Here is a 20,890-nt window from a genome sequence, read left to right on the forward strand (position 1 = left end):
ACAGCTTTTATTTTCAAACTAAACCGGAAGCAAGCTGCTTTCGGTTTAGTTTTTAATGGCGGTAATTTATTTAGAAGGAGTTCAATAAACGAACGTAAAATGATAAAATTAAGCAGTTCAGAATGTTATTCCTCCTGTTAAAAATAAATGTAAAGTTTACGTTCATAAATTAGTAATCTGCAGAACCTTTGGGGGCCAATGAAAAGACAGTTTTCTGCTATGTAAATACATAAAGAAATACAGTTAATCGTTATGTGAAGTAAAAATAGTTGAACAGGTGGTGATCCGGTGAAACTTCCGGAATGCTGGAACTGCCGACGCAGGTTCCAATGGAAAGAAGTTGTTTTATTTATTTCGTCTAAAAAGTGCCCCTCCTGTGGAAAAACAAATTATTTACCGAGCAGAAAAAAATACGGGACTGGAAATATCCTGCTTATTCTTGTCTTATTGATCGGCATGAATGTTATGAACACAGGGTGGATCGGAAACCTTATGTTTGCCGGGGTCCTTACAGTTTTATGGACTGTTTTACTACCCTTTACATATACATTTATTGAAGAGGAAGACAGTTTGTTTTGAGTTTTATACTGGTTCGTTATTTGTAGACAATTCTCTGCTTTCGCTTCTGCAGAACACTTTCCGTCTAAACGGCGAAGGCGCTTATGCACTGATCATTTAATCAACAAACTGAGGACCAGATGTTGAAAGCATCTGGTCCTTTAGGTTGTTAAAAAGTTTTTTATTTATAAATAGACGGGTCTTTGCTTCCGCTTTCATGGGACGCTTTCCGGGCGGGCGGACTTCAGCTAATTCTTCCCACCTGTGGGTTGGGAAAAATGGATCTTCAGCTTTTACTATTTCGCCTCGGAGCCGCCCACGACAACTCCAGCAGAAAAAATAAAAAGCAGTTTTCTTTTTTTAAATGCGTGTTGCTTCTGTCTTTTTTCTCCGGAACGTTCGGCGGAGTCGCCGGTGGGAAAGCGAAGTCAGAAAATCCTTTTCCATGGCCGGAGGGCAAACAGCTGATGACGAGCCCCCACGGCAGGCTCGGAAAGTGCAGGAGAAAACTATACACTGAAATAATAATTCTGAAAAATAGACTTAATCAACACTCTGGTCCTTATTATTTATTCAATTTTAACCGGGGTATCTTTAATAACTGCAGCTGAAGCTGAGTAAATAATTGCTGTGAGAACCACAGTAGCCAGTACTGCCGGCAGTGCGGAAAGTCCTTCTGTAAGCACGCCGATGTTGAATACAGCATAGTACGTTCCCCAGATGAGGCTTTCAATCAGCAGAAAAAAGAATCCAGCTGCTACGAATCCAAGCCCTGCAATCCAGCCAAAGCGGTAAAATCCGGAATTAACAAACATACCGAGCACATAATACATGAAGACGGTAATAAAGTAGGCAGGAAAGCTTGCAGCTAATGACCCGGCTGTCGTTCCCGCTTCGATCAGATGAAACGCTGCAGGGTCTGTTCCAAAAATAAAGGAATCAATGACAGCAATCAGTATGATGAGCGCAGTAATGAATAAAGCAAGAGCTGTGGCAGAAAGAGCAGCTGCCTGATAGTAATGTTTTCTTGTCAGACCGTGCTCAATACAAAAGCCAAGAAACATATAAACCGACATGAGTCCAATCACGAGCATATAAATTTTACTCGGATCATAAGCAAAATTAAGAAAAACAAGCTCAGTTAATTCAGGTTCCTGTGAAAAATCACCAAGGAAATAAACTCCTATTCTTACCAGATATAGTATGCCTATAAACCAGAGCGTCCATTTCAGCTGCTCCTGGATTAACACCGAAACAGCTTTATTGTTCTTCATAGAGCTCTCCTCCTTTCGTAAGACTTGTAAACACATCCTGAAGCGAAACTCTGCCTATTTCCAGTCCGGCTTCCCATGCTTCGGTCAATACGCTGTCATACACGTTTTGAAAAATAACTACTGATTTCGTTCCTCCGAGACGTTTTTCTTTTACAACCCGCAGATTTTCGGAAAATTGATCCACAAGCGCAGACTCCCCGGTAAGTGTGAAACCTTTGGAAAGCACTGTTTCGTAGTCTTCTGCCAAAAGTACGCGGCCTTTTTCCAGCATAATAACTTCATCAAATAAATGCTCCATTTCTGAAATCAGGTGGGTAGACATAATAATCAGCCGCGGGTGAGTTTCCTGCTCCTTTAATATCTCTTCGTAGAAAATCTCCCTGGATGGGGCGTCCATTCCTGTATAAGCCTCATCAAATATAGTTACCGGTGACCGGGAAGCAAGGCCCCGTACAGCCTGAAACATAGAGCAGCGGCCGGAGGAATGTTTTTTCATCGGCACGGTGAGATCCAGTTCGAACCGGGAAGCGATCCGATAGGCTGTTTCCATACTGAATGTGTCGATGAAATGGGAGGCTGCTTCGAGAAGCTGTTCTCCTGTTTCCGTAAATTCGTCAAAATTACGCTGAAAAAGAAACTGGACGTGTTTTGTGCGTTCAAAATTTTCAAAAAGCTAAGCGTTGTTCAACTTCACTTCTCCGGAAGACTGCTTCCGATAATTGGACGCAATGGATAAAAGGGAGGTTTTACCAGAACCATTCCGGCCTATCAGACCGTATATTTTCGGCGACTTAAGATCAAGAGTAATATTATGAAGCGCCTGTTCTTTTCCATAAAACAAGTCCACTTTGTTAAACAGAAGATGCATATCCATTATTTTCTCATCCTTTCACGAATCATTTCTAACAGCTCCCGCTCTGTAATATGAAGTTTTTCAGCTTCTCTTACAAGTTCGGTAATATATTCCTCTCCAAAGACTTTACGGCGTTTGTTAATCAATTTTTCTACCGCTCCAGAGGCAACAAACATACCGATCCCCCGTCTCTTGTATAAAATATTTTCTTCCACCAGTTCATTAACGCCTTTAGCTGCAGTCAGATGATTAACTTTATAAAATGAAACAAGCTGCGTAGTGGAAGGAGCTTTGTCCTCTTCCTTCAATCGTCCGTCCAGAATCTGGTCTTCAATCTGCTCTCTGATCTGCTGATAAATCGGCTTCCTGTCGTGAAAATCCATTCCCAATGCTTTCACCACCCTGGATTATAAGGTTATATAGTTATGTATATAAGTATATAATATTATTGGAAGAAGTCAATTAAAAAATAAAAAAGCTGTTCAATCGATTTAATCGACTGAACAGCCCGGGCTGTTAAAAAAGTGTTTTCTATTTATAAATAGATGGTTTTTTGCTTCCGCCCGTCCTCATTCTTTCCCGGGGGAGACGCCTGCTTACAGCGGCTCGCAAAAAGACAGCTTAATTTGTTAAAGGTATGACTGTCGTTCTTTTTGTTCTTCTTCCAGCTGCTGTGAAGCTTCCGTGTCTTTTGGGTTAAATCCTTTTCGCTTATGACGAAAATCATCTGAAATAAAGTACCAGCAGACACCGGCCCATACTATTGAGGCAGCAACGGCGGCTAGAATATCCGACGGGTAATGGGCACCAACTATGACACGGCTTGCAGCTACCGACAAAATAATAACGAGCGCTGCGACAAAAGAAACAAAACGGACCCAGTAATTTTTTGTTAATAAAAATGAAAGATAAATAAGAAATGCAAATAAAAGGACAGTACGCATCGTGTGACCGCTCGGAAAGCTGTAGGAGGCCAGTTCAAAGGAGTATCCGAACAGTTCAATATAAGTCATTTCACCGGGGCGTGCACGCTGAAAAAGAATTTTCAACACATAATTTAAAACGATGCCTCCGGCGCTGAGTACTGATAGAAAAATAACCAGGTACCAGTTTCTTCTCAATAGAAAGGTGAACATAAGAGCCGCGGAAATAACAAAAATGAATTCCACAGAACCGATAATTGTAGCCCCCTGCATCAATCCAAGAAGAAAGGGAGAGTTAATGGTCTGCACCCACTGTAAGATTTGCTCATCCAGCATAAAACGGCTGTTTACAGCTGTGAGAAAAGATAAACCAGCAAATACAATTAAGCATAAAGCCATGATCAAAAAAAGAAGATTTCTATTCAAGCGAATCACCTATGGATAATATAGTTAAAAATTATTCTTATTAGACGTTGATTTTTAGTAGCAGGGATACTACAACGTGAAAAACATATCATCTAAAGAACTAGAAAGTCAATTGCTTTTGTTTAAGAAGGTTTATCTACAAATAGCATTATTACTACGTTATTCCTCTGGTTATAGAAAAATAAAAATAAGGTCTAGCTGAATTCTAAAAAATGTGAAGAACTGTAAAAAGAACAGAAATTTCTGCTTTTACATTATTATTTATGCTAGAATGAGCCAATAGGAAATGAATGGATGAAAATAAGGATAATAATCCAAAATAGTAGAGTCTAAAGTTAACTGGAGTGTATTTTTCTCATCATAATATTTAAAAACTATCGCAAAAATGAAAACGCTTATATTATCATCCTACTGCTGACCAAAGTGAATGTTAGTTTTGGAGAAGCAGAAAACACTAAACAGAGGAGGGTGTAAGGTGAATATTTTGTTGAGTTCTGTCGCTAGAAGAGTGGATTTTGTAAAGTATTTCAGAGAAGGTTTTATAAAAGCAGGGGTAGAGGGACGTATTATAACCGCTGACCCCGACTATAACGCCCCGGCGCTTCAGTATGGGGATCAAGGCTATATAACACCTCATCAGACACATCCTGCTTATATAGATTCTCTTGTAGAAATCTGCCGGGACAATGAGATAGAAGGATTTATCCCGCTGAATGACATGGAGATAGCGCTCGTAGCCGCACAAAAAAGAAGATTTGAAGAAATCGGTGTCTCGGTGTTTGCTCCGGATCCTGCGACTGTGGAAAAAATGAGGGATAAAGGCAGCTATGAGACGGTTTTTAAAGGATTCCAGGCTAAGGCCCCGAAAACGTATTTCAGCTGCGAGGAAGCGGAAAGAGCTGTTATGAAAGGAGAAGCTTCTTTCCCGATGATTTTAAAACCGAGAAACGGTTCCGCCTCTGTTGGTATAGAAACAGCTTCCTGTCTGAAAGAGCTCTACCCTGCCTACCGGAGTTCTGTTGAGCAGCTGAAGCGTGCTCCAATTCATAAACTTGCCGTCAACGAACCGGAAAGAAATGTAATCATCCAGGAGTATATTCACGGAGAAAAATTCAGTATGGATATTTTTAATGACCTTGAAGGGAATTTCATCGTATCCTTTGTCAGGAAACAGCTGGCGATGCGGGCAGGGGATGTGGACCGGTGCCGGATTGTCACAGATCCTGCTCTGCATAATATCTGCAGGGATATCGGCCGGAACCTTGGGCATGCCGGGTACGTAAATGCAGACGCTTATTTTGACGGAACCCATTACTATGTCATTGATATAAACCCGAGATTTGCAGGAGGGTACAGCTTCTCCCATGAAGCTGGTGCCGATATTCCGGCGGTGATTATTGCTATTCTTTCAGGCAGGGAAATACAGCTGGATTGGCTGAACCAAAAAGAAGGAATGGAATTTGCAAGGCACGATGCTGTAGCTGTTATTCACTCTCAAAAATGCAGGGACATGGTGCCTGTGGAACACTAAAGCCAAAAACCTTGTTCCGTTAATTCTGATACCTTTGATTAAGAGGGAAACGTATAACTTATTTCAGGCTGTATCTGCGCATAATTTCAGCTATATAAATCAGGGCATCTTCCGCTTCAGTAATGATGCCGGTGAGTGCCGGGAAATCATGGAAGAGTCCTTCATAGTGTTTATGGTACACAGCTGTTCCGGCCTGTCGGACTTTTTTAGCAAATAAAAATGCTTCATCAGCAAGGGGATCGTCTTCTGCGGTAATAAGTACAACCGGAGGCATAAGTGCAAGCTGATCAATGTAAGCAAGAAGTGGAGAGGCATAGGGGGTGGAGGAATCCTCCGGTCGGATAAAATAATATTGATGGAATTTTTCCATTCCTGAACGGGATAAAACAAGTTCCTCCTGATTATTCATTTTTTCATCTGCAGGCTGATTAAGATTGACGACCGGTGAAATAAGTAACTGCCATTCAGGATAAATGGCCATGTCCCGGGGCAGTTTTAAGGCAAGGCCAGCTGCCAGATTTCCTCCTGCACTGTCTCCGGCAAGTATTATTTTGTCACGTAGAATATGCAGGTGATCAGCGTTTGTTAAAGCCCATTCAATAACTTCTGAGCATTCCTGCAGTGCAGAGGGAAACTTGTACTCCGGCGACAAACCATAGTCGATGTTTATTACGACACTGTTCGTCAGAGAGGAGAGAAGCCGGCACAGGTTATCTCCCAACTGCAGACCGCCCAGAGCGAACCCTCCCCCATGCATATAAAAAATAACAGGAAAAGGTCCCCCGCTTTCCGGAATATAGATCCGGAGCGGGGTTTTTCTAATAGAAGTGGCTGCTCTTTCCTGTGTAATATACCCTTTGTAGGGAATAGAAGGGTTTTTAAATGTCAGCTTGTTTAGTTTTTTCCTCGATGACTGAAGATCGTCCAGCTGTAAACGTGGAGCTTTTCGAATGAAAGCATACAGAAGTTTCTTTTTTAATTCATTTGGAGTGCAGGCAAGTATTGTTCTTACAAATTTGCTGAACAGTTGCGCTTGTAAATTCATTTTGCTTCCTCCATGAATGTAAGTATATGATTTCGTTTCCCGATTAAGCTGTTTCTGTAACAGCGTTTCTAAGTATGTAAGGAAAGTCATTAAAAATAGCAGGGAGGGATCAGGAAGAAAACAGAGAAAATATAACATACAGGAAAAGAAACAGCTGTCTTCCGGCAGTTCGAAGAAAACGCAGGGGATCGTCTTAATAACCAGTCGGGAAGTACAGCTGTCCAATCGTGTGACCGAAGGGAGAAGCTAAAAAATGCATGAAGATAAAATCAAATGGTGGGAATTAAAGTACCCGGAATTTAAAGCTCTTAAAAAGATGGATCCATTAATATGGCTTAATCCCCAACATCGAAGCAGTATAGAGGAAGGCGATAATCTTCCTGTAAATCTGGAAGATATGAAAGAAGCAGAAGCATTATGGCACCGGTTTGCCCCTTACCTGGAAAAGGAATTTCCCCAAACGAAAGACAACAGGGGCATTGTTGAATCCCGCATCTGTCGTATTTCAACTATGAAAAACCAGCTTAACAAATATTACGAATCGGAATTAAAAGGGTCTCTATGGATGAAATGCGATAATGAGCTGCCGATTGCAGGTTCGGTAAAAGCAAGAGGAGGGGTATATGAAGTGCTTTCCCATGCAGAGCAGCTGGCTCTTAAGCATGAGAAAATAAAAGAGGAGGAAAGCCGGGAAGCATTCGCTTCAGAGGATATGAAAAAATTTTTAAGTATGTTTACGATTGGGGTGGGGTCCACCGGTAACCTGGGACTGAGTATTGGTATTATAAGTGCCAGGCTGGGGTTTAAAGTTCATGTTTATATGTCCGGCGATGCTAAAGCGTGGAAAAAAGAGCTTCTACGGTCAGAAGGAGCATTCGTTCATGAATCGGAAGGGGATTTCAGCCTGGCTGTAGATGAAGGAAGAGAACAGACGATTAATAAGCCGGACGGGTACTTTGTGGATGATGAAAAATCGAGACATCTTTTTCTCGGTTACAGTACAGCGGCCTTCAGACTGAACGAACAGCTTCAAAAAGAAAATATTATTATCGATGAAAAACATCCGCTTGTCGTTTATATTCCGTGCGGTGTAGGAGGAGCTCCCGGCGGACTGACATTTGGTTTGAAGCAGGTATTCGGAAGTGCCGTTCACTGCTTCTTTATAGAACCAACCCACGCCCCGGCTATGCTTCTTGGACTTATGACGGGAGAAAAAGATAAAATTTCCGTGCAGGATATTGGAATTGACAACGTAACGGAAGCAGATGGTCTGGCAGTAGGGCGTCCGTCGAGCTTTGCATCCGAAATTTGCGAACAGCTGCTGTGCGGAGAGTTCACGACAGGGGATGAAGATTTATTTCGAATGCTGTCCTTGCTTTATGAAGCGGAGGGAATTTTCGTGGAACCTTCAGCTGCAGCCGGGTTTGCAGGGCCCGCACGTATAAATACATCAGGGTATAACATTGATAATGAGAATACAACCCATCTTGTCTGGGCAACCGGCGGCATGATAGTGCCTGCAGAAGAAAGAACTTTTTATATAGATAAAGGAAAGGAAACAGTCAGAAGGCGCAGCCAATGAGAAACTAACGGTGTGACTGTTCGTTTTCCAACTTTTTAGTAATGAAGAGACCCAGCGCACTGACAGCAATAAAAAGACCGACAAGTACTAAAAAATCGTCCCGGTAGTTCATAGTTTGAAAAGTAAACAAATAAAAGATGAGCGCTCCGGTACTTCCCAATAAATTAATCCAGAGCAGCGGTTTAACAAAATTCATTATTCTTCCTCCCGTAAATAAATTCATTTATACGAATTAAAAATTCAGCGTTCCATTTTAAAAATTACATTTAACCCGCAATAACAAAGTTTTGAATCCGCGGCAGGTTAAAGGGGGCAGGCGTCCTTGTACCAGCGTGAATCTTTTACAGAGGCAGGAAATCAGTCTTCATCCGGCGGAGTAAAACCATAGCTTTCCATAATAGTCCTTCCCGCTTCAGAAAAAATAAATTCAATCAGCTGGGCTGCTTCTTCAGGATGTTCACCTGCTGTTGGGACAGCCAGTGATTGTGCGAGCGGTTCGTGCAAAGTTTCGTCAATTAAATCAAATGAAAGGTTGGTTTCGTAAGAAAGGGCAAGAGCTGATATAGCTGTGTCAGCATTGCCTGATTCTACATACTGAACAGTCTGCCGTATGTTATCTCCGAACACAAGTTTATCTTCAACTTCCTCCCATATACCCCACGTTTCCAATGCCTGGCGAGCTGCCATGCCATATGGAGCATGGGAGGGATTGGCGATGGCTATCTGCTCCACTTCATCTGAAAGAAGATAGTCCGGGGTCATTCCATCCGGTATATCGCCTTCATACATAAATCCAATCCGTCCATACGCATACAGCCGGCGGGTTGATTCATCGATCAAGTCTTCTTCGTTCAGCTGATCAATATAGGATTCCTGGGCGGCTGCAAACAAGTCATAGGAAGCCCCTTCACGAATATGCTGAGTAAACTGCCCGGTGGAGCCGAAGCTGAAGACAACTTCCGTGCCGGTCTCTGCTTCAAACTGTTCTCCTATTTCAGAAAAAGCATGATATAAACCAGAAGCTGCTGCTACGTGAATAACAGGGTCCTCGGATGACGTGTCTGAGGAGCAGGCTGTTAAAAATAAAATAGAACTGGCAGGTAGTAAGCGTTTCATAAATTGAACTCCTTCTACGAAAATGTTTTGTTGCGTCATTATCCGTGCGCCTGTGCTTAACCAGTAGAATCTATGAAACTAATGATTTATTATAATGGACAAAAACAGGCCATATGTATTAATAAGGGGGATAAAGTAGTATTTCAAAGAATTATTATAGATTATTTTCTTAGGAATAAGGGAATAGTATTACTATACAATTCACTTTTTTCGTGATCAAAAAGTCTTGCTCACTGTACATATGCTGATTAATAGTCAGCATAAACATAAAAAGGGGTGAAGACAATGGGGGTAAAGCTGCTGAAAATAATGCTGGCGTTTATTCTGATTTTCGTTGCTGCTTTTACGTTTAGTCCTCAATCTGCAGAAGCGGCTGATTCCAAGTTTATTACAAAAGCGAATACAAGCCAGAAAGTTGTAGCGCTGACATTCGATGATGGTGCGGATGGCACTAATATTAACAGTATTCTTGACACACTGGATCTGTACGATGTCAAGGCAACATTTTTCTTAACGGGAACAGGCCTTAAAGATCACCCTCAGGACATTAAAAGGATCGCAGACGAAGGTCACCAGCTTGGAAATCATTCCTACAGCCATCCAGACTTCAGAACTTTGACCGCCTCGCAGATAAAAAGTGAACTTGATAAAACGGAAGCCCTCGCCAAGCAGGAAACTGGGGAATCCACAAAACCAATTTTCCGTGCTCCGTACGGATATACGAATGATGCTGTGTTAGCTGCAGTAGGAACAGCAGGCTACACACACACTATTCAATGGAACATTGATACTGTTGACTGGAGGGGAGTCCCTAAAAATGAAATGGTGGATAAGGTTATCAGCAATGTTGTTCCCGGTTCGATTGTACTGATGCATACTGGAGAAGGGGCCTCCGGTACTCCTTATGCTCTGCCGGACATGATTCAGGAACTTGATGCATTAGGGTATGAGTTTGTCACGGTTTCCGAACTGCTCAACTACCATAGTGAACCACCGGCAGGAACAACGTATACAGTACAGCCGGGGGATACGCTTTACAAAATTGCTCAAAATCACAATATGACCGTTTCCGAATTGATGGAACTTAACAACCTTTCCTCGACGACTTTGAGCGTAGGTCAGCTTCTCATTTTGAGTAAAGAAGCGCTGCCGGCTCCACCGTCTTCCGGAGAAACCTATACCGTTAAACCAGGAGATACGTTATACAGAATTGCAGTAAACAACAATACGACTGTACAGAAACTGGCAGAAATAAATAATATAAGCAACCCTGCAGCTATCAGTGTAGGTCAGGTTATCATTTTGAAAGAAGGAGCAGGAGAGCCGCCTTCAACCACACCGCCATCCGGAGACACTTATACCGTTAAACCAGGAGATACGTTATACAGAATTGCAGTTAACAATAATACAACGGTACAAAAACTGGCAGAAATAAATAATATAAGCAACCCTGCAGCTATCAGCGTAGGCCAGGTTATTCTTTTAAAAGAAGGAGCAGGAGAGCCGCCTTCAACTCTTCCTCCTTCAGGCACCTCGTATACAATTAAGCCGGGGGACACACTTTACAGCATAGCCTTAAGAAACGGTACGACTGTACAGAAAATTGCAGAGCACAACAACATCACTGATCCATCCCGTATCAACGCAGGTGCTGTTATCGTAATCCCATAGCAGTGAATAACTAGGGAAATTATTATATTCCTGCTGCTATGAAGACTGCTGACGGTTATGACTAAATTCAGTCATAACCGTTTTTTTGAATAAAAAGCCGCAGTTTGAAAAATCTTTTTTCATTAATCCGCTCAACTAACCTTCCTGATCGTCCGTACGTATAAGCTCTGTCTCCTCATCAACTGCTTCTTCGAAATTGAAAAGTTCTTCTTCATATTCCGGATCCAGGTCAAATTCAAGTACATTCAGTTCGTTTATTTCCGTTGTGTCTGCAGTTGTCATAGTGCTGACCTGACGTACTGTAAAGTAGGAATCTTTTTCAAACCAGTACTCATGGGATTCTGTTTCCTGTTCCAGAGCAACATGGTAAGTATCGTACCCATTCACTTTTTCTTCTCCAACGAAACGCGAATCAAACGTATTTATTCGTTCTTCCATGACAGATGCTTCATCAGCAAATTCCACTTCATCGTCCGATTCGGCAGGGTAGAGATGTGCGGTGTCGTCTCCCTCTGTATATATTAATATTTCTTCTCCATCACTTATCATGTATTCAAGTGGATTACCAAACATGGATGCCTCCCGACGTTCGTGAGTATTTTCTCCTTCCTCAGGGAAGATCCACAGCTTTTCTTCTATCGTATCCCCGGGCGCTTCCTCATCGTCTTCCATTTTCATAATCATTTCCTGATGAAGAAACAGGCTTTCAATGTTTCGTTCTGTATCAATCGCATTTTCAACGATTTCCAGAGCTTCAGGATCCTGTTCTATTTCAGAAGCAGTGTTTGATTCCACCTTTTTATCTTCAGTAGAAGTGTTCTCTTCTTGATTGCTGCAGCCTGCAGCAGTGGTTAATAAAACGCAGGCCGATAATATGTACATCCTCTTCATGTAAATTTCCTCCAGTACCAGGGGTTATTAATTGCATGCTTCTTTATTTTAATGAAACATTTCCGGTTTGCCTATACTTAACATTGATTTATTTGCAGACTGCTGGGAAATGAAGCCGAAGATAGAGTAGTTTATGTGAAGGAAAATAGATATTCAATAGGAGGGGGGGCTGCGGAGAAAGCTCCAGGCAGTTTTTTACAACTCACATGGAGTATTATAATGGGGATAATAAAAGATTATTTACAAATTAAAACACAAAAAACTGCTTTTTCTACTTGGAATGATAGAAAAAGCAGTAGAAGGCTATTATTTATACTGCTTCGGTAAACAATCGTTTAAAGCCTTTTACTTCCAAATATTCAAACGGTTCACGTCCAGAAACACGAAGCTCAACATCTTTCTTTTTCTGTTCCAGCTTTTTGTGAAAATAAAGAGCGGCACCGTCAAGTTCAAGCCGGTAGTAATCTTCAAGGTTATGCGGTGGTTCGGTTGAACATTCGAAATCAACGAGCAGCCGTTTATTGTTTACCTGGCCGGGGTAAGCAACAAGATTAACCGTGCATATGCCTCCTTGATTTTCAATCCACGTTCGCGTTTTGTTATCCATGCGTATATTCATATTAGTTCTCTCCCTGCTGACTGAAATTGCAAAAAATCGACGGTGACTGCTGATTACCAAAAGAACGATTAGATTATCTGACTATGGTAAACGTTTCCCTTGAATATAAGGCATCCAAACTAAGAAAGATAGATAAATACTAATTTTCATTCATATTCATACAAAAGAATTAGGACGTGAAAAAAATGGGAATAATGAGTGAGGATAAAGAATTATTTACTTAAAATTGTTGGTTGGTGCTCTGAGATAATAAGCGTATGACCTTTATGCTTAAGGTATTATAGGGGATAACAAAAACCGGACTGGATCTAAAATGATCCTGTCCGGCTTTTTTCATTAAAAGCTGTTAATGTTTGTTGTTTTATCGGGATGTATGTTCCGGCGGTCACGAGCTGCTCAGACGGACCGCTGATTACTAAACAACGCCTTGTATGATCATAGTATCTGCTACTTTCAAAAAGCCGGAAATGTTGGCTCCTGCAATTAAATTGTCTCTGGAAGCGTACTGATTGGCAGCTTCTTGACTATCATGGTAAATTTTTTTCATAATTTCCTGGAGTTTTTCATCAACTTCGCTGAAACTCCAGGAAAGGCGGGAGCTGTTCTGGGCCATTTCCAGTGCGGAAACGGAAACTCCTCCGGCATTGGCTGCTTTACCCGGAGCAAAAAAGACACCGTGATACATAAAATGGCTTATTGCTTCCTGCGTACAAGGCATATTGGCACCTTCACCTACCGCCCTCACGCCATTTTGTACAAGCATTTCTGCATCTTCTTTTCCAAGCTCATTCTGCGTGGCACATGGAAGAGCGATATCACATGGTACAGCCCAGATGGAGGAGATATCATTTTCCACATAATGAGCATGGGGGTGCTCTTCCTTGTATTCTTCCAGTCTTTTCCGTTCAACTTCCTTTAAACGTTTTAAGGTACTTATGTTGATTCCTTTCTCATCAACAATATATCCGTTGGAATCACTGCAAGCCACTACGCGTGCTCCTAATTCCTCAGCCTTTTCTATAGCGTAGATAGAGACGTTGCCTGAGCCGGAGACTACGACATCTTTTCCGGAAAGGTCGAGACCACGGTCTTTCAGCATTTCCTGAACGAAGTACACCGTGCCGTAGCCGGTAGCTTCCTTACGAGCCAGGCTGCCGCCGGATTGTACATCTTTTCCTGTCAGGACACCTGATTCGTAGCCGCCGCGCAGTCGTTTATAATACCCGAACATATAACCTATTTCCCGGGCTCCTACACCAATATCTCCTGCTGGTATGTCTGTATCCGCTCCAATATGACGGCTCAGCTCTGTCATAAAGCTTTGTGTAAAGCGCATAATCTCCATATCAGATTTTCCTTTTGGATCAAAATCCGAACCGCCTTTTCCTCCACCGATAGGCTGACCTGTCAGTGCGTTTTTAAAAATTTGTTCAAATCCAAGAAATTTTATTATGCTTTCGTTCACAGAGGGATGGAAACGAAGCCCGCCTTTGTAGGGACCGAGCGCACTGTTGAACTGGACACGGAAGCCACGGTTAATATGAATACCGCCTTTATCATCGACCCATGGCACGCGGAAGGAAATTAATCGTTCGGGTTCGGATATTCGTTCCAGTACCGCCTGTTTCTCCAGGTCCGGTCTGTCTGCCAGCACCGGTACGAGCGAATCAAATACTTCTTTCACTGCCTGATGAAATTCCGTCTGATTCGGGTTCCGGCTCTTTACTGTCTGGAAAACCCGGTCTGAATATTCCAGCGCCCGCCGGCTCGGGAGGTGCGCGATTTCTTCCACAGTTTTCATTCGATCAGCCCCTTTGCTGAATTTATATACACGTCATTTATTGCAGTACTTCTGTACTCTGTATTCTACTTCGGTAGAAATCATCTAATCAATATCGATTATAGATAAGATTGATGCTAATATGAGATTAATAACAATTAAGCTTTAGAAGACCCATAAGTTTATGTTAATAAACTTTCTATTTTCTGCTTTCAAGTACTGTTCCTCGTCAATGTTCCATGATGGAACGCAGATATTGTTTTAAGGAGCTTTAAAGCGTCAGGGGTTTATTCCAACAGAAAAATGTGCAGAAGAAATACTTAAAAAGGGGAGACGAAAACGATGGAATTGAGGCAGCTCCGCTACTTTATGGAAGTCGGAAAGCGCGAACATATGACAGAAGCAGCGGAGGCGCTGCATGTTGCTCAATCTGCAGTCAGCCGTCAGATAGTTAATCTTGAGCAGGAGGTTGGTGTGGATCTTTTTATACGGGAAGGGAGAAGGGTGAAACTGACCCCGATCGGAAAAATATTTCTCGAGCGGATGACTCACGCGATGAATGTAATCGATGACGGGGTGCGGGAAGTTACAGAATATTTAAATCCGGAAAGGGGAACAATCCGGATCGCATTTCCAATCAGTCTGGCTGCTCATACACTTCCTATGGTAATTTCTGCTTTCCGGCGCGAATATCCTGAAGCAAAATTCCAATTGAAACAAGGGCTTTACCATGAGCTGGTTTCCGGTGTTCTGCAAGGTGATTTTAATATGGCAGTTATCGGACCTCTGCCTGAAGAAACGTCAAAGCTGGAACAGCGTGTATTATTTACCGAAAACATTGTTGCTTTATTATCAGTGAATCACCCGCTGGCTGATATGGAAACGGTCAGGCTTCGTGAACTTATGGAAGATCCGTTCGTATTGCTTCCTGAAGGTTTTGTTTTTAGGGAAATGGTTCTGGAAGCCTGCAGAGATGTTGGTTTTTCCCCGTATATTGCTTTTGAAGGAGATGACATTGATGCCTTGAAAGGACTTGTTGCAGCTGGTCTGGGAGTCACTCTAATGCCGGAATCCACATTGATGGACACTCAGAGCCGTTCCACTGTTAAAATTCCAGTGGCAGAACCTGCGGTCACGCGGACCGTGGGAATTATTACCTCCAAAGACAGAGCACTCCTGCCGACAGAAGAAATATTTTACCATTTTATTACTGCCTTTTTCGACAGACTTTCCAGATTTCGGTGACAGAACAAACAGTTTTCTTCCGCGTATTCCAAGGAATATATTTCGTCTGTCATGATTGTATAAAGGAGTACGCGAGTCAGCGGTCTCCTCAACAGAAGAAAAGCCTGCCACTCATATGTGACAGGCTTTCGGATACAGAGAATTATTTCTCTTTATAGAGAAAAGTCAGTTCTGCTGCATTTTCCATCGATTGTAAGAAATAAAGTCTTTGAAATTGTCTTTGGATATCCCCGAATTCATAGCTTCAATGATCAAACTCTGCCATTCATCATCCACAGCAAGAGATTCCTGAGCTGTTTCCCGGGAAGTTTCTGCAAGCAGCATATGTACTTCAATATCCAGTACCTCTGAAATTTTTTCCAATACTTGAATCGAAGGATTCTTTTGTATATCCCGCTCTATATTGCTTATGTAGGATTTTGCTACTCCGGCCCGTTTAGCCAGTTCGGTCATATTCATCCCACTGGAAAAGCGGTAATGTCTTACTTTTTCACCAATCATAATATATTCCTTCCTTTCATATTGATTCCTGGACGGCCGGCTTTCCTGTGTGAAGAAGATAATTTAAGTATACAACGCTTGTTACAGTTAAACTTTACAGCTTATGAGGTTTTTTTAGAAAGTTATAGATAATCAAATAGGAAAGCACAGCCGGAATCGTTTGTTTGTTTTGTTTATGAGTTCTACTTAATTTTACTTGAGATTTCACAAAAAATAAACACAAATGTTTTGTATTAAGAAATTATATTCGTTATATAGGATAAAATGATTTAATTGACGGTAGTTTATCGTTATTTAGTTTATTTAAATGGAAAATAAAAGAAAAAAGAATGTGGTTAATGTCATATTTTAACACGATATATTACCTCATCATACAATCTATGACTGACATAGACCTCTTTAAGTTTTTTCCGTAATTTTTATCTTTTCCATTTAAATAAGAAGGAATTATAGACAATGCTCTGAAAAATGAAAATGTGGCAGGAGGGAACGAATAAGGGTTACTTTTTGTGTATTTGCCGGAGAGCATAAGCAGCCGGTAATTTTGAGTGGGTCCACTTCTCCGGCTGCCATATGCTTAAATATAGTTAGTTTATAAAATTATGAGAGCTCCTGTGAAAAAAACGATAAGCAGCATTAAGCCTGCAGCTGTGCTCGCAGCCGTTTTGTTCATTTTTTTCTTCTGTTCAGGCTGTTTGTTTTTACTTTGGTCTGCATCAATTGTCGTATGGCGTTTGGGGGCGGAAGTACCATACAGTGTAGGGCGTGGAACTTGGCTGCTTGTAAAAGCTTTAATTATTAAAGGCAGAAATGCCAGAACACCAAGTACTACTGTAATTAATAAAAAGGTTTCACCGTTAAACAGGGCAGCGGTAATTCCGGAAATGACAGCTCCTATCAAAGCGCCCCCGAGTACATATTTCAACATTTTATCTCTCCTTCTTAATAGACTGGCTTGAAAATAAATGTCTGCTTGCGTTTCCTTGGATAAGCTTTCCCATCGGGCCGGAGTCCTTCGATGTCTCCACCAGCTTTGTTAAAAAACAACGTCCTTTTATCTTTTGAAGGAAAAAGCAGGAGATGAAAATTTAACGATATAGAAGACTATTTTCACCTGTCATAATGCTGCGATTTTTATATGACTGTCTCTGTTAATGCTCTGTGTCGTTTTTTACATCCGCCGTGGAGAAAGCATGTGGCTGACATTTGGTCCGGAAGGTTCTGTGCGCTTCCGCAGCGGCTTTTTAAAAACAGCGTGGAGCTTTAACAGAGCCATAGATTAAAATATTGTTTAATACAATGGGTATACCCTTTACGCTTAATAATAAGCAGGGTCTTATCTCTTTAGTGTATTTTGTTTGCTTACTAATAGTAAGTTGAACTATAGTTAATTCAGCATAAGTGGCAGATTTCCGCTTAAATGTTTTCGTGTTTTGCCTTTCAGGACGAAAAAGAGAACCTTTCTTCCATCAGCTGTTTTATCGGCCCGGAAGTTTCCGGATGAGGCCCGGGTATCGTATGCTTTAACATCTTGGTTTGAGCTTTATTTTATTGAAAGGATGTATGTATATTAATGAAAAAATATCGTATTGATCAAAGTGAAGGAATAGAAATAGGCTTGTATACACTCGGTGATCACCTGCCTGATCCAGAAGACGGTAAACGGGTGTCCGCTCAGGAACGGATAAAAGAAATCGTCGATTATGCATGGGAGGCTGAACAGGCAGGTCTTGATTTTTTCAGTGTCGGGGAAAGTCATCAGGAGTATTTCGCAGCACAGGCACATGCGGTTGTGCTCGGGGCTGCGGCTCAGGCGACAAAAAAAATAAAGCTCGGGAGTTCATCCACAATTATTGGAACATCGGATCCGGTGAGAGTATTTGAAAATTTTGCGACTATCGATTTACTGTCCGGGGGGCGGGCGGAAATTGTAGCCGGACGGGCTTCCAGAGCTGGACTGTTTGAGCTTCTTGGATACGATATTAGAAATTACGAAGAGCTGTTTGAGGAAAAATTTGAGCTGCTTCTGAAAATCAATAAGGAAGAAGTAATAAACTGGAATGGAAAATTTCGTGCGCCTCTTAAGGATGCCCAAGTGCTCCCGAGACCGGTGGAAGGTTCTATGCCTGTTTGGAGGGCGGTCGGCGGTACTCCGGCCAGTGCTGTAAAAGCAGGAAAGGCAGGAGTACCGATGTTTATGGCTCACCTGGGGGGGCCTGCTTCAATGTTCAAACGGACAATTGATGCTTACCGTGAGGCAGCAGAGGAGAGCGGCCATGATTCTTCAGAGCTTCCGATTGCTACAGCTGGTTTCTTTTATGCGGCTGAAACTTCACAGCAGGCGGTGGACGAGCTGTATCCCCATATAAACGAAGGTATGAAACGAACTAACGGTCAGGGCTTTCCAAAAGCACAGTTTGCTCATGGAATGGAAAAGGAAAGCATTATGAATGTAGGAAGTCCACAGCAGATTATTGAAAAGATTTTGTATCAGCATGAAATGTTTGGACATCAGCGTTATACTGCACAAATAGATTTCGGCGGCATGCCGTTCAGAAAAGTTCAAAAAAATCTGGAACTGCTCGGAACAGAAATTATCCCCGCCGTGAAAAAATACACTGCCAAGAAATAATGTTAAGAAGCTGATTAACTAAAGAAATTTCAGTAAAAATATTCCTGCAGGCTGTTTCGATACTTTTTCGAAACAGCCTGCACTGTTTTCACTGTCCGTTGTTAATGCTCGTACGGGTGACGGGGATGTTCTATAAGGGATGGAGTACGGCTGCGCACAGACCAACCCCCTGTCGGACAACCCCCGTCCTAAAAAGGGTTTAAAACCTTGGTCCGGCTCCATACGTGTTTTTCAGGCTGTCTCTATGAACCTTTTGAGACAACCTCTCTGTAACAAATAGTATTATTAATATTCTGGCTTGATCCATACAAAAATTGAGATAGTAAGATCCCAAGTGACTATTTTAGGGAACCTAAATAAACAGTCAAACAATATAGAAAAATAAAGCTTGTGAAAGAATAATGATGTATGATACATATATATAGGTGATATTGTTATTTTAAGACGAATTACCACGATAAAAGGAGGTATACAGGATATTATGTTTTTTGCAGCAGCAATTCAATTTCATCCACAGTTAGAGAAAGTCGAAAATAATCTACAACGTCTGGAAGAAGCAGTGGTACAGGCTGCTTCTTCCGGAGCAAAATTCATAGTAACGCCGGAGCTTGCAGTATCTGGCTATATGTACGATACACGTTCGTGCATTCTTCCTCATACAGATACAATCCCCGGCACTGTTACAGACCGTTTTCATTCTGTATGCCTTCAGTGGAATGTATATATAGTATTGGGGATGCCCGAATACGACAGCGAAACAGGTTTATTATATAATTCGGCAGCACTGATTGGACCGGAAGGATTCATTGGTAAATATAGAAAAACGCATCTATGGGAAGCAGAAGCACACTGGGCGACACCTGGAAATCTAGGTTTTCCAGTCTATCAGACGGAGCTGGGCCGGATAGCTATAAACATCTGTATGGACGCTGTTTATATGGAGAGTTCCAGAATTCCGGCTTTGAACGGAGCGGACATCCTGGCATTCCCAACAAACTCGAGTGCACAGACCATTTCCATGCTTCAGGGGTGGGCTACGCTGAATGGAATGTATATTGTCAGTGCCAACCGTGCTGATGAGGAAAAGGGATTTCAAATGGCTGGAGCAAGTGCAATATGGTCACCTTATGGAGAGAAGCTCGTAGAAGCCAAAACGATGATTGACGGTGGATACGAGGAAATTATTTATGGAGTGATTGATCCGAAGCATTACGTTAATCCGAATCGTCAAAGGCTTCTTAAACGTCGTCCGGAGCTTTACAGGGATATTATGCTTCACATTGGACCGTGGAATTCACGTAAAACGGCAAAACCTTCCGAAATAAATTTAAAGTCTTATACAATGCCCCGGATCGAAGGGGGAGGAACATTTAAACAGTTTTATGATCACTGGGAAGAAAAACTTAACCGTCAGGAAAAAAATTCTGAACGCATCCCCGCACTCTCCGTCCTGCCGGCTCTCAGTGCAACAGGATCAGTGTCGAATTTAAAGTACGAAGAGCTGATTTTCGTTGGTCAGGCGTTTGTCGCTGAGTGGCTCCCGAAGTATCAGCTTCTGGCAGAACGTATGAATACTGCTCTTATAGTCAGTGCCCCGGAGTATGTGGAAAGTAAGGTTTATTTATCGGCCTGGATTATAAATGCAGAAGGGAAGATAGATGCTGTGCACAGAAGCACCCATCTTCACGAGGGAGATGGTCACTGGGCTGAGGGAAGTGATCTTACAGTAGTCTCTGTACCGGGTATTGGGCGAGTGGCTGTTTTGTTTGAAGAAGAAGGCTATTTTCCTGAAGTTACAACAGCCTGCGGCGTAAAAAGAGCCGACATTATAGCTCTGCTTGCAGGGGAAGATTCTGATGAAGAGTATGCCCCTCTTATTGATGAACGCTTTCATCTGAATAAAGAAAGCGGAAGTACTTTGAAAGCAGTATGGGAAAATCTCGCTATGACTGTTCAGGCCTACACTGTATTAGCCGGATGGCAGAAAGAGAATGGGAAAAGTATAACTGCTGTTTATTCTGTTGATCCGTATTATGAAAAAGAAATTTCTGCTGTTGCTGATGAAGAAGGAGTAGCTTCTAAAAGAGTAATAACATTAAGAAATGACCTCTGGTACAATCAGCAGAACTGGATTGTTTCACGCAGGGTGGAACAGTATTATCCGCTTGTCATGAAAAATGATATCCAGACTTCCATGCTGCCGGCTCACGAAGAAAGCGATATGATGGCGTAAAAAAATCGAC

The 20,890-nt window shown here is 42.0% G+C and carries 21 protein-coding genes; 8 read left to right on the forward strand and 13 right to left on the reverse strand.

Going from position 1 to position 20,890, the window contains the following annotated elements:
- The first annotated feature begins 288 nt into the window (after positions 1 to 288).
- On the forward strand, positions 289 to 579 hold the full coding sequence (locus C6Y45_RS18155) for a TIGR04104 family putative zinc finger protein (protein ID WP_107583303.1): 291 nt from the start codon (positions 289 to 291) through the stop codon (positions 577 to 579).
- Between the two features lie 548 nt (positions 580 to 1,127).
- Here the strand turns inward: C6Y45_RS18155 and C6Y45_RS01740 are convergent.
- From C6Y45_RS01740 to C6Y45_RS01760, 5 genes are all read right to left on the reverse strand, one after another.
- Complete coding sequence (locus C6Y45_RS01740; RefSeq protein WP_107583304.1) at positions 1,128 to 1,832, reverse strand: hypothetical protein; 705 nt, start codon at positions 1,830 to 1,832, stop codon at positions 1,128 to 1,130.
- Positions 1,819 to 2,382 carry an ATP-binding cassette domain-containing protein gene (locus C6Y45_RS01745; protein WP_107583305.1) on the reverse strand — a complete coding sequence of 188 codons (564 nt, stop codon included), beginning with the start codon at positions 2,380 to 2,382 and terminating at the stop codon, positions 1,819 to 1,821. Before C6Y45_RS01745 ends, C6Y45_RS01740 begins: the two co-directional genes overlap by 14 nt.
- A 123-nt stretch (positions 2,383 to 2,505) precedes the next feature.
- Positions 2,506 to 2,706, reverse strand: a complete 201-nt coding sequence (locus C6Y45_RS01750) for an ATP-binding cassette domain-containing protein (RefSeq protein ID WP_107583306.1) — start codon at positions 2,704 to 2,706, stop codon at positions 2,506 to 2,508.
- Complete coding sequence (locus C6Y45_RS01755) at positions 2,706 to 3,068, reverse strand: GntR family transcriptional regulator (RefSeq protein ID WP_107583499.1); 363 nt, start codon at positions 3,066 to 3,068, stop codon at positions 2,706 to 2,708. Before C6Y45_RS01755 ends, C6Y45_RS01750 begins: the two co-directional genes overlap by 1 nt.
- A 246-nt stretch (positions 3,069 to 3,314) precedes the next feature.
- Positions 3,315 to 3,917 (reverse strand): phosphatase PAP2 family protein, encoded by a 603-nt coding sequence (locus C6Y45_RS01760; protein WP_160058063.1) that lies wholly within the window; start codon positions 3,915 to 3,917, stop codon positions 3,315 to 3,317.
- Between the two features lie 592 nt (positions 3,918 to 4,509).
- On the opposite strand from C6Y45_RS01760, the gene C6Y45_RS01765 reads away from it, so the two are divergent.
- Positions 4,510 to 5,565 (forward strand): ATP-grasp domain-containing protein, encoded by a 1,056-nt coding sequence (locus tag C6Y45_RS01765; protein WP_107583308.1) that lies wholly within the window; start codon positions 4,510 to 4,512, stop codon positions 5,563 to 5,565.
- A 58-nt stretch (positions 5,566 to 5,623) separates the two neighbouring features.
- On the opposite strand, the gene C6Y45_RS01770 is transcribed toward C6Y45_RS01765, so the two are convergent.
- On the reverse strand, positions 5,624 to 6,610 hold the full coding sequence (locus C6Y45_RS01770; protein WP_160058065.1) for an alpha/beta hydrolase: 987 nt from the start codon (positions 6,608 to 6,610) through the stop codon (positions 5,624 to 5,626).
- Positions 6,611 to 6,863: 253 nt separating this feature from the next.
- Between C6Y45_RS01770 and C6Y45_RS01775 the strand changes: the two genes are divergently transcribed.
- Positions 6,864 to 8,192: a D-serine ammonia-lyase gene (locus C6Y45_RS01775; protein ID WP_107583310.1), complete on the forward strand. Its 1,329-nt coding sequence runs from the start codon at positions 6,864 to 6,866 to the stop codon at positions 8,190 to 8,192.
- A 4-nt stretch (positions 8,193 to 8,196) separates the two neighbouring features.
- On the opposite strand, the gene C6Y45_RS01780 is transcribed toward C6Y45_RS01775, so the two are convergent.
- The gene (locus C6Y45_RS01780; protein WP_107583311.1) at positions 8,197 to 8,388 is read right to left on the reverse strand and encodes a hypothetical protein; all 192 of its coding nucleotides are present in this window, start codon (positions 8,386 to 8,388) and stop codon (positions 8,197 to 8,199) included.
- A gap of 161 nt (positions 8,389 to 8,549) precedes the next feature.
- Positions 8,550 to 9,308 carry a molybdate ABC transporter substrate-binding protein gene (gene modA, locus C6Y45_RS01785; protein ID WP_160058067.1) on the reverse strand — a complete coding sequence of 253 codons (759 nt, stop codon included), beginning with the start codon at positions 9,306 to 9,308 and terminating at the stop codon, positions 8,550 to 8,552.
- A gap of 285 nt (positions 9,309 to 9,593) precedes the next feature.
- Here modA and C6Y45_RS01790 point away from each other — a divergent pair, with 285 nt between their 5' ends.
- On the forward strand, positions 9,594 to 10,979 hold the full coding sequence (locus C6Y45_RS01790; protein WP_160058068.1) for a LysM peptidoglycan-binding domain-containing protein: 1,386 nt from the start codon (positions 9,594 to 9,596) through the stop codon (positions 10,977 to 10,979).
- Between the two features lie 135 nt (positions 10,980 to 11,114).
- Here C6Y45_RS01790 and C6Y45_RS01795 read toward each other — a convergent pair whose 3' ends face one another.
- The 3 genes from C6Y45_RS01795 to gdhA form a co-directional block, all read right to left on the reverse strand.
- Entirely contained in the window at positions 11,115 to 11,870 is a 756-nt protein-coding gene (locus tag C6Y45_RS01795; RefSeq protein WP_107583313.1) for a DUF2092 domain-containing protein, read from the reverse strand.
- A 310-nt stretch (positions 11,871 to 12,180) separates the two neighbouring features.
- Positions 12,181 to 12,489 carry a hypothetical protein gene (locus C6Y45_RS01800; RefSeq protein WP_107583314.1) on the reverse strand — a complete coding sequence of 103 codons (309 nt, stop codon included), beginning with the start codon at positions 12,487 to 12,489 and terminating at the stop codon, positions 12,181 to 12,183.
- 415 nt (positions 12,490 to 12,904) lie between these two features.
- Complete coding sequence (gene gdhA / locus C6Y45_RS01805; RefSeq protein ID WP_107583315.1) at positions 12,905 to 14,290, reverse strand: NADP-specific glutamate dehydrogenase; 1,386 nt, start codon at positions 14,288 to 14,290, stop codon at positions 12,905 to 12,907.
- A 321-nt stretch (positions 14,291 to 14,611) separates the two neighbouring features.
- Here gdhA and gltC point away from each other — a divergent pair, with 321 nt between their 5' ends.
- Positions 14,612 to 15,514 (forward strand): glutamate biosynthesis transcriptional regulator GltC, encoded by a 903-nt coding sequence (gene gltC / locus C6Y45_RS01810; RefSeq protein ID WP_107583316.1) that lies wholly within the window; start codon positions 14,612 to 14,614, stop codon positions 15,512 to 15,514.
- Between the two features lie 165 nt (positions 15,515 to 15,679).
- Here the strand turns inward: gltC and C6Y45_RS01815 are convergent, their stop codons facing one another.
- Positions 15,680 to 16,015, reverse strand: coding sequence for a helix-turn-helix domain-containing protein (locus C6Y45_RS01815; protein ID WP_107583317.1), 336 nt, complete (start codon positions 16,013 to 16,015; stop codon positions 15,680 to 15,682).
- 592 nt (positions 16,016 to 16,607) lie between these two features.
- The gene (locus C6Y45_RS01820) at positions 16,608 to 16,943 is read right to left on the reverse strand and encodes a hypothetical protein (RefSeq protein ID WP_107583318.1); all 336 of its coding nucleotides are present in this window, start codon (positions 16,941 to 16,943) and stop codon (positions 16,608 to 16,610) included.
- A gap of 226 nt (positions 16,944 to 17,169) precedes the next feature.
- Between C6Y45_RS01820 and C6Y45_RS18025 the strand changes: the two genes are divergently transcribed.
- From C6Y45_RS18025 to C6Y45_RS01830, 3 genes are all read left to right on the forward strand, one after another.
- The gene (locus C6Y45_RS18025; protein WP_281260567.1) at positions 17,170 to 17,298 is read left to right on the forward strand and encodes a hypothetical protein; all 129 of its coding nucleotides are present in this window, start codon (positions 17,170 to 17,172) and stop codon (positions 17,296 to 17,298) included.
- Positions 17,299 to 17,588: 290 nt separating this feature from the next.
- Positions 17,589 to 18,647, forward strand: a complete 1,059-nt coding sequence (locus C6Y45_RS01825) for an LLM class flavin-dependent oxidoreductase (protein ID WP_107583319.1) — start codon at positions 17,589 to 17,591, stop codon at positions 18,645 to 18,647.
- 481 nt (positions 18,648 to 19,128) lie between these two features.
- Positions 19,129 to 20,880 carry a nitrilase-related carbon-nitrogen hydrolase gene (locus tag C6Y45_RS01830; protein ID WP_107583320.1) on the forward strand — a complete coding sequence of 584 codons (1,752 nt, stop codon included), beginning with the start codon at positions 19,129 to 19,131 and terminating at the stop codon, positions 20,878 to 20,880.
- Positions 20,881 to 20,890: the final 10 nt, after the last annotated feature.

The sequence above is a fragment of the Alkalicoccus saliphilus genome, from assembly GCF_003044065.1.
GTDB lineage: Bacteria > Bacillota > Bacilli > Bacillales > Salisediminibacteriaceae > Alkalicoccus > Alkalicoccus saliphilus.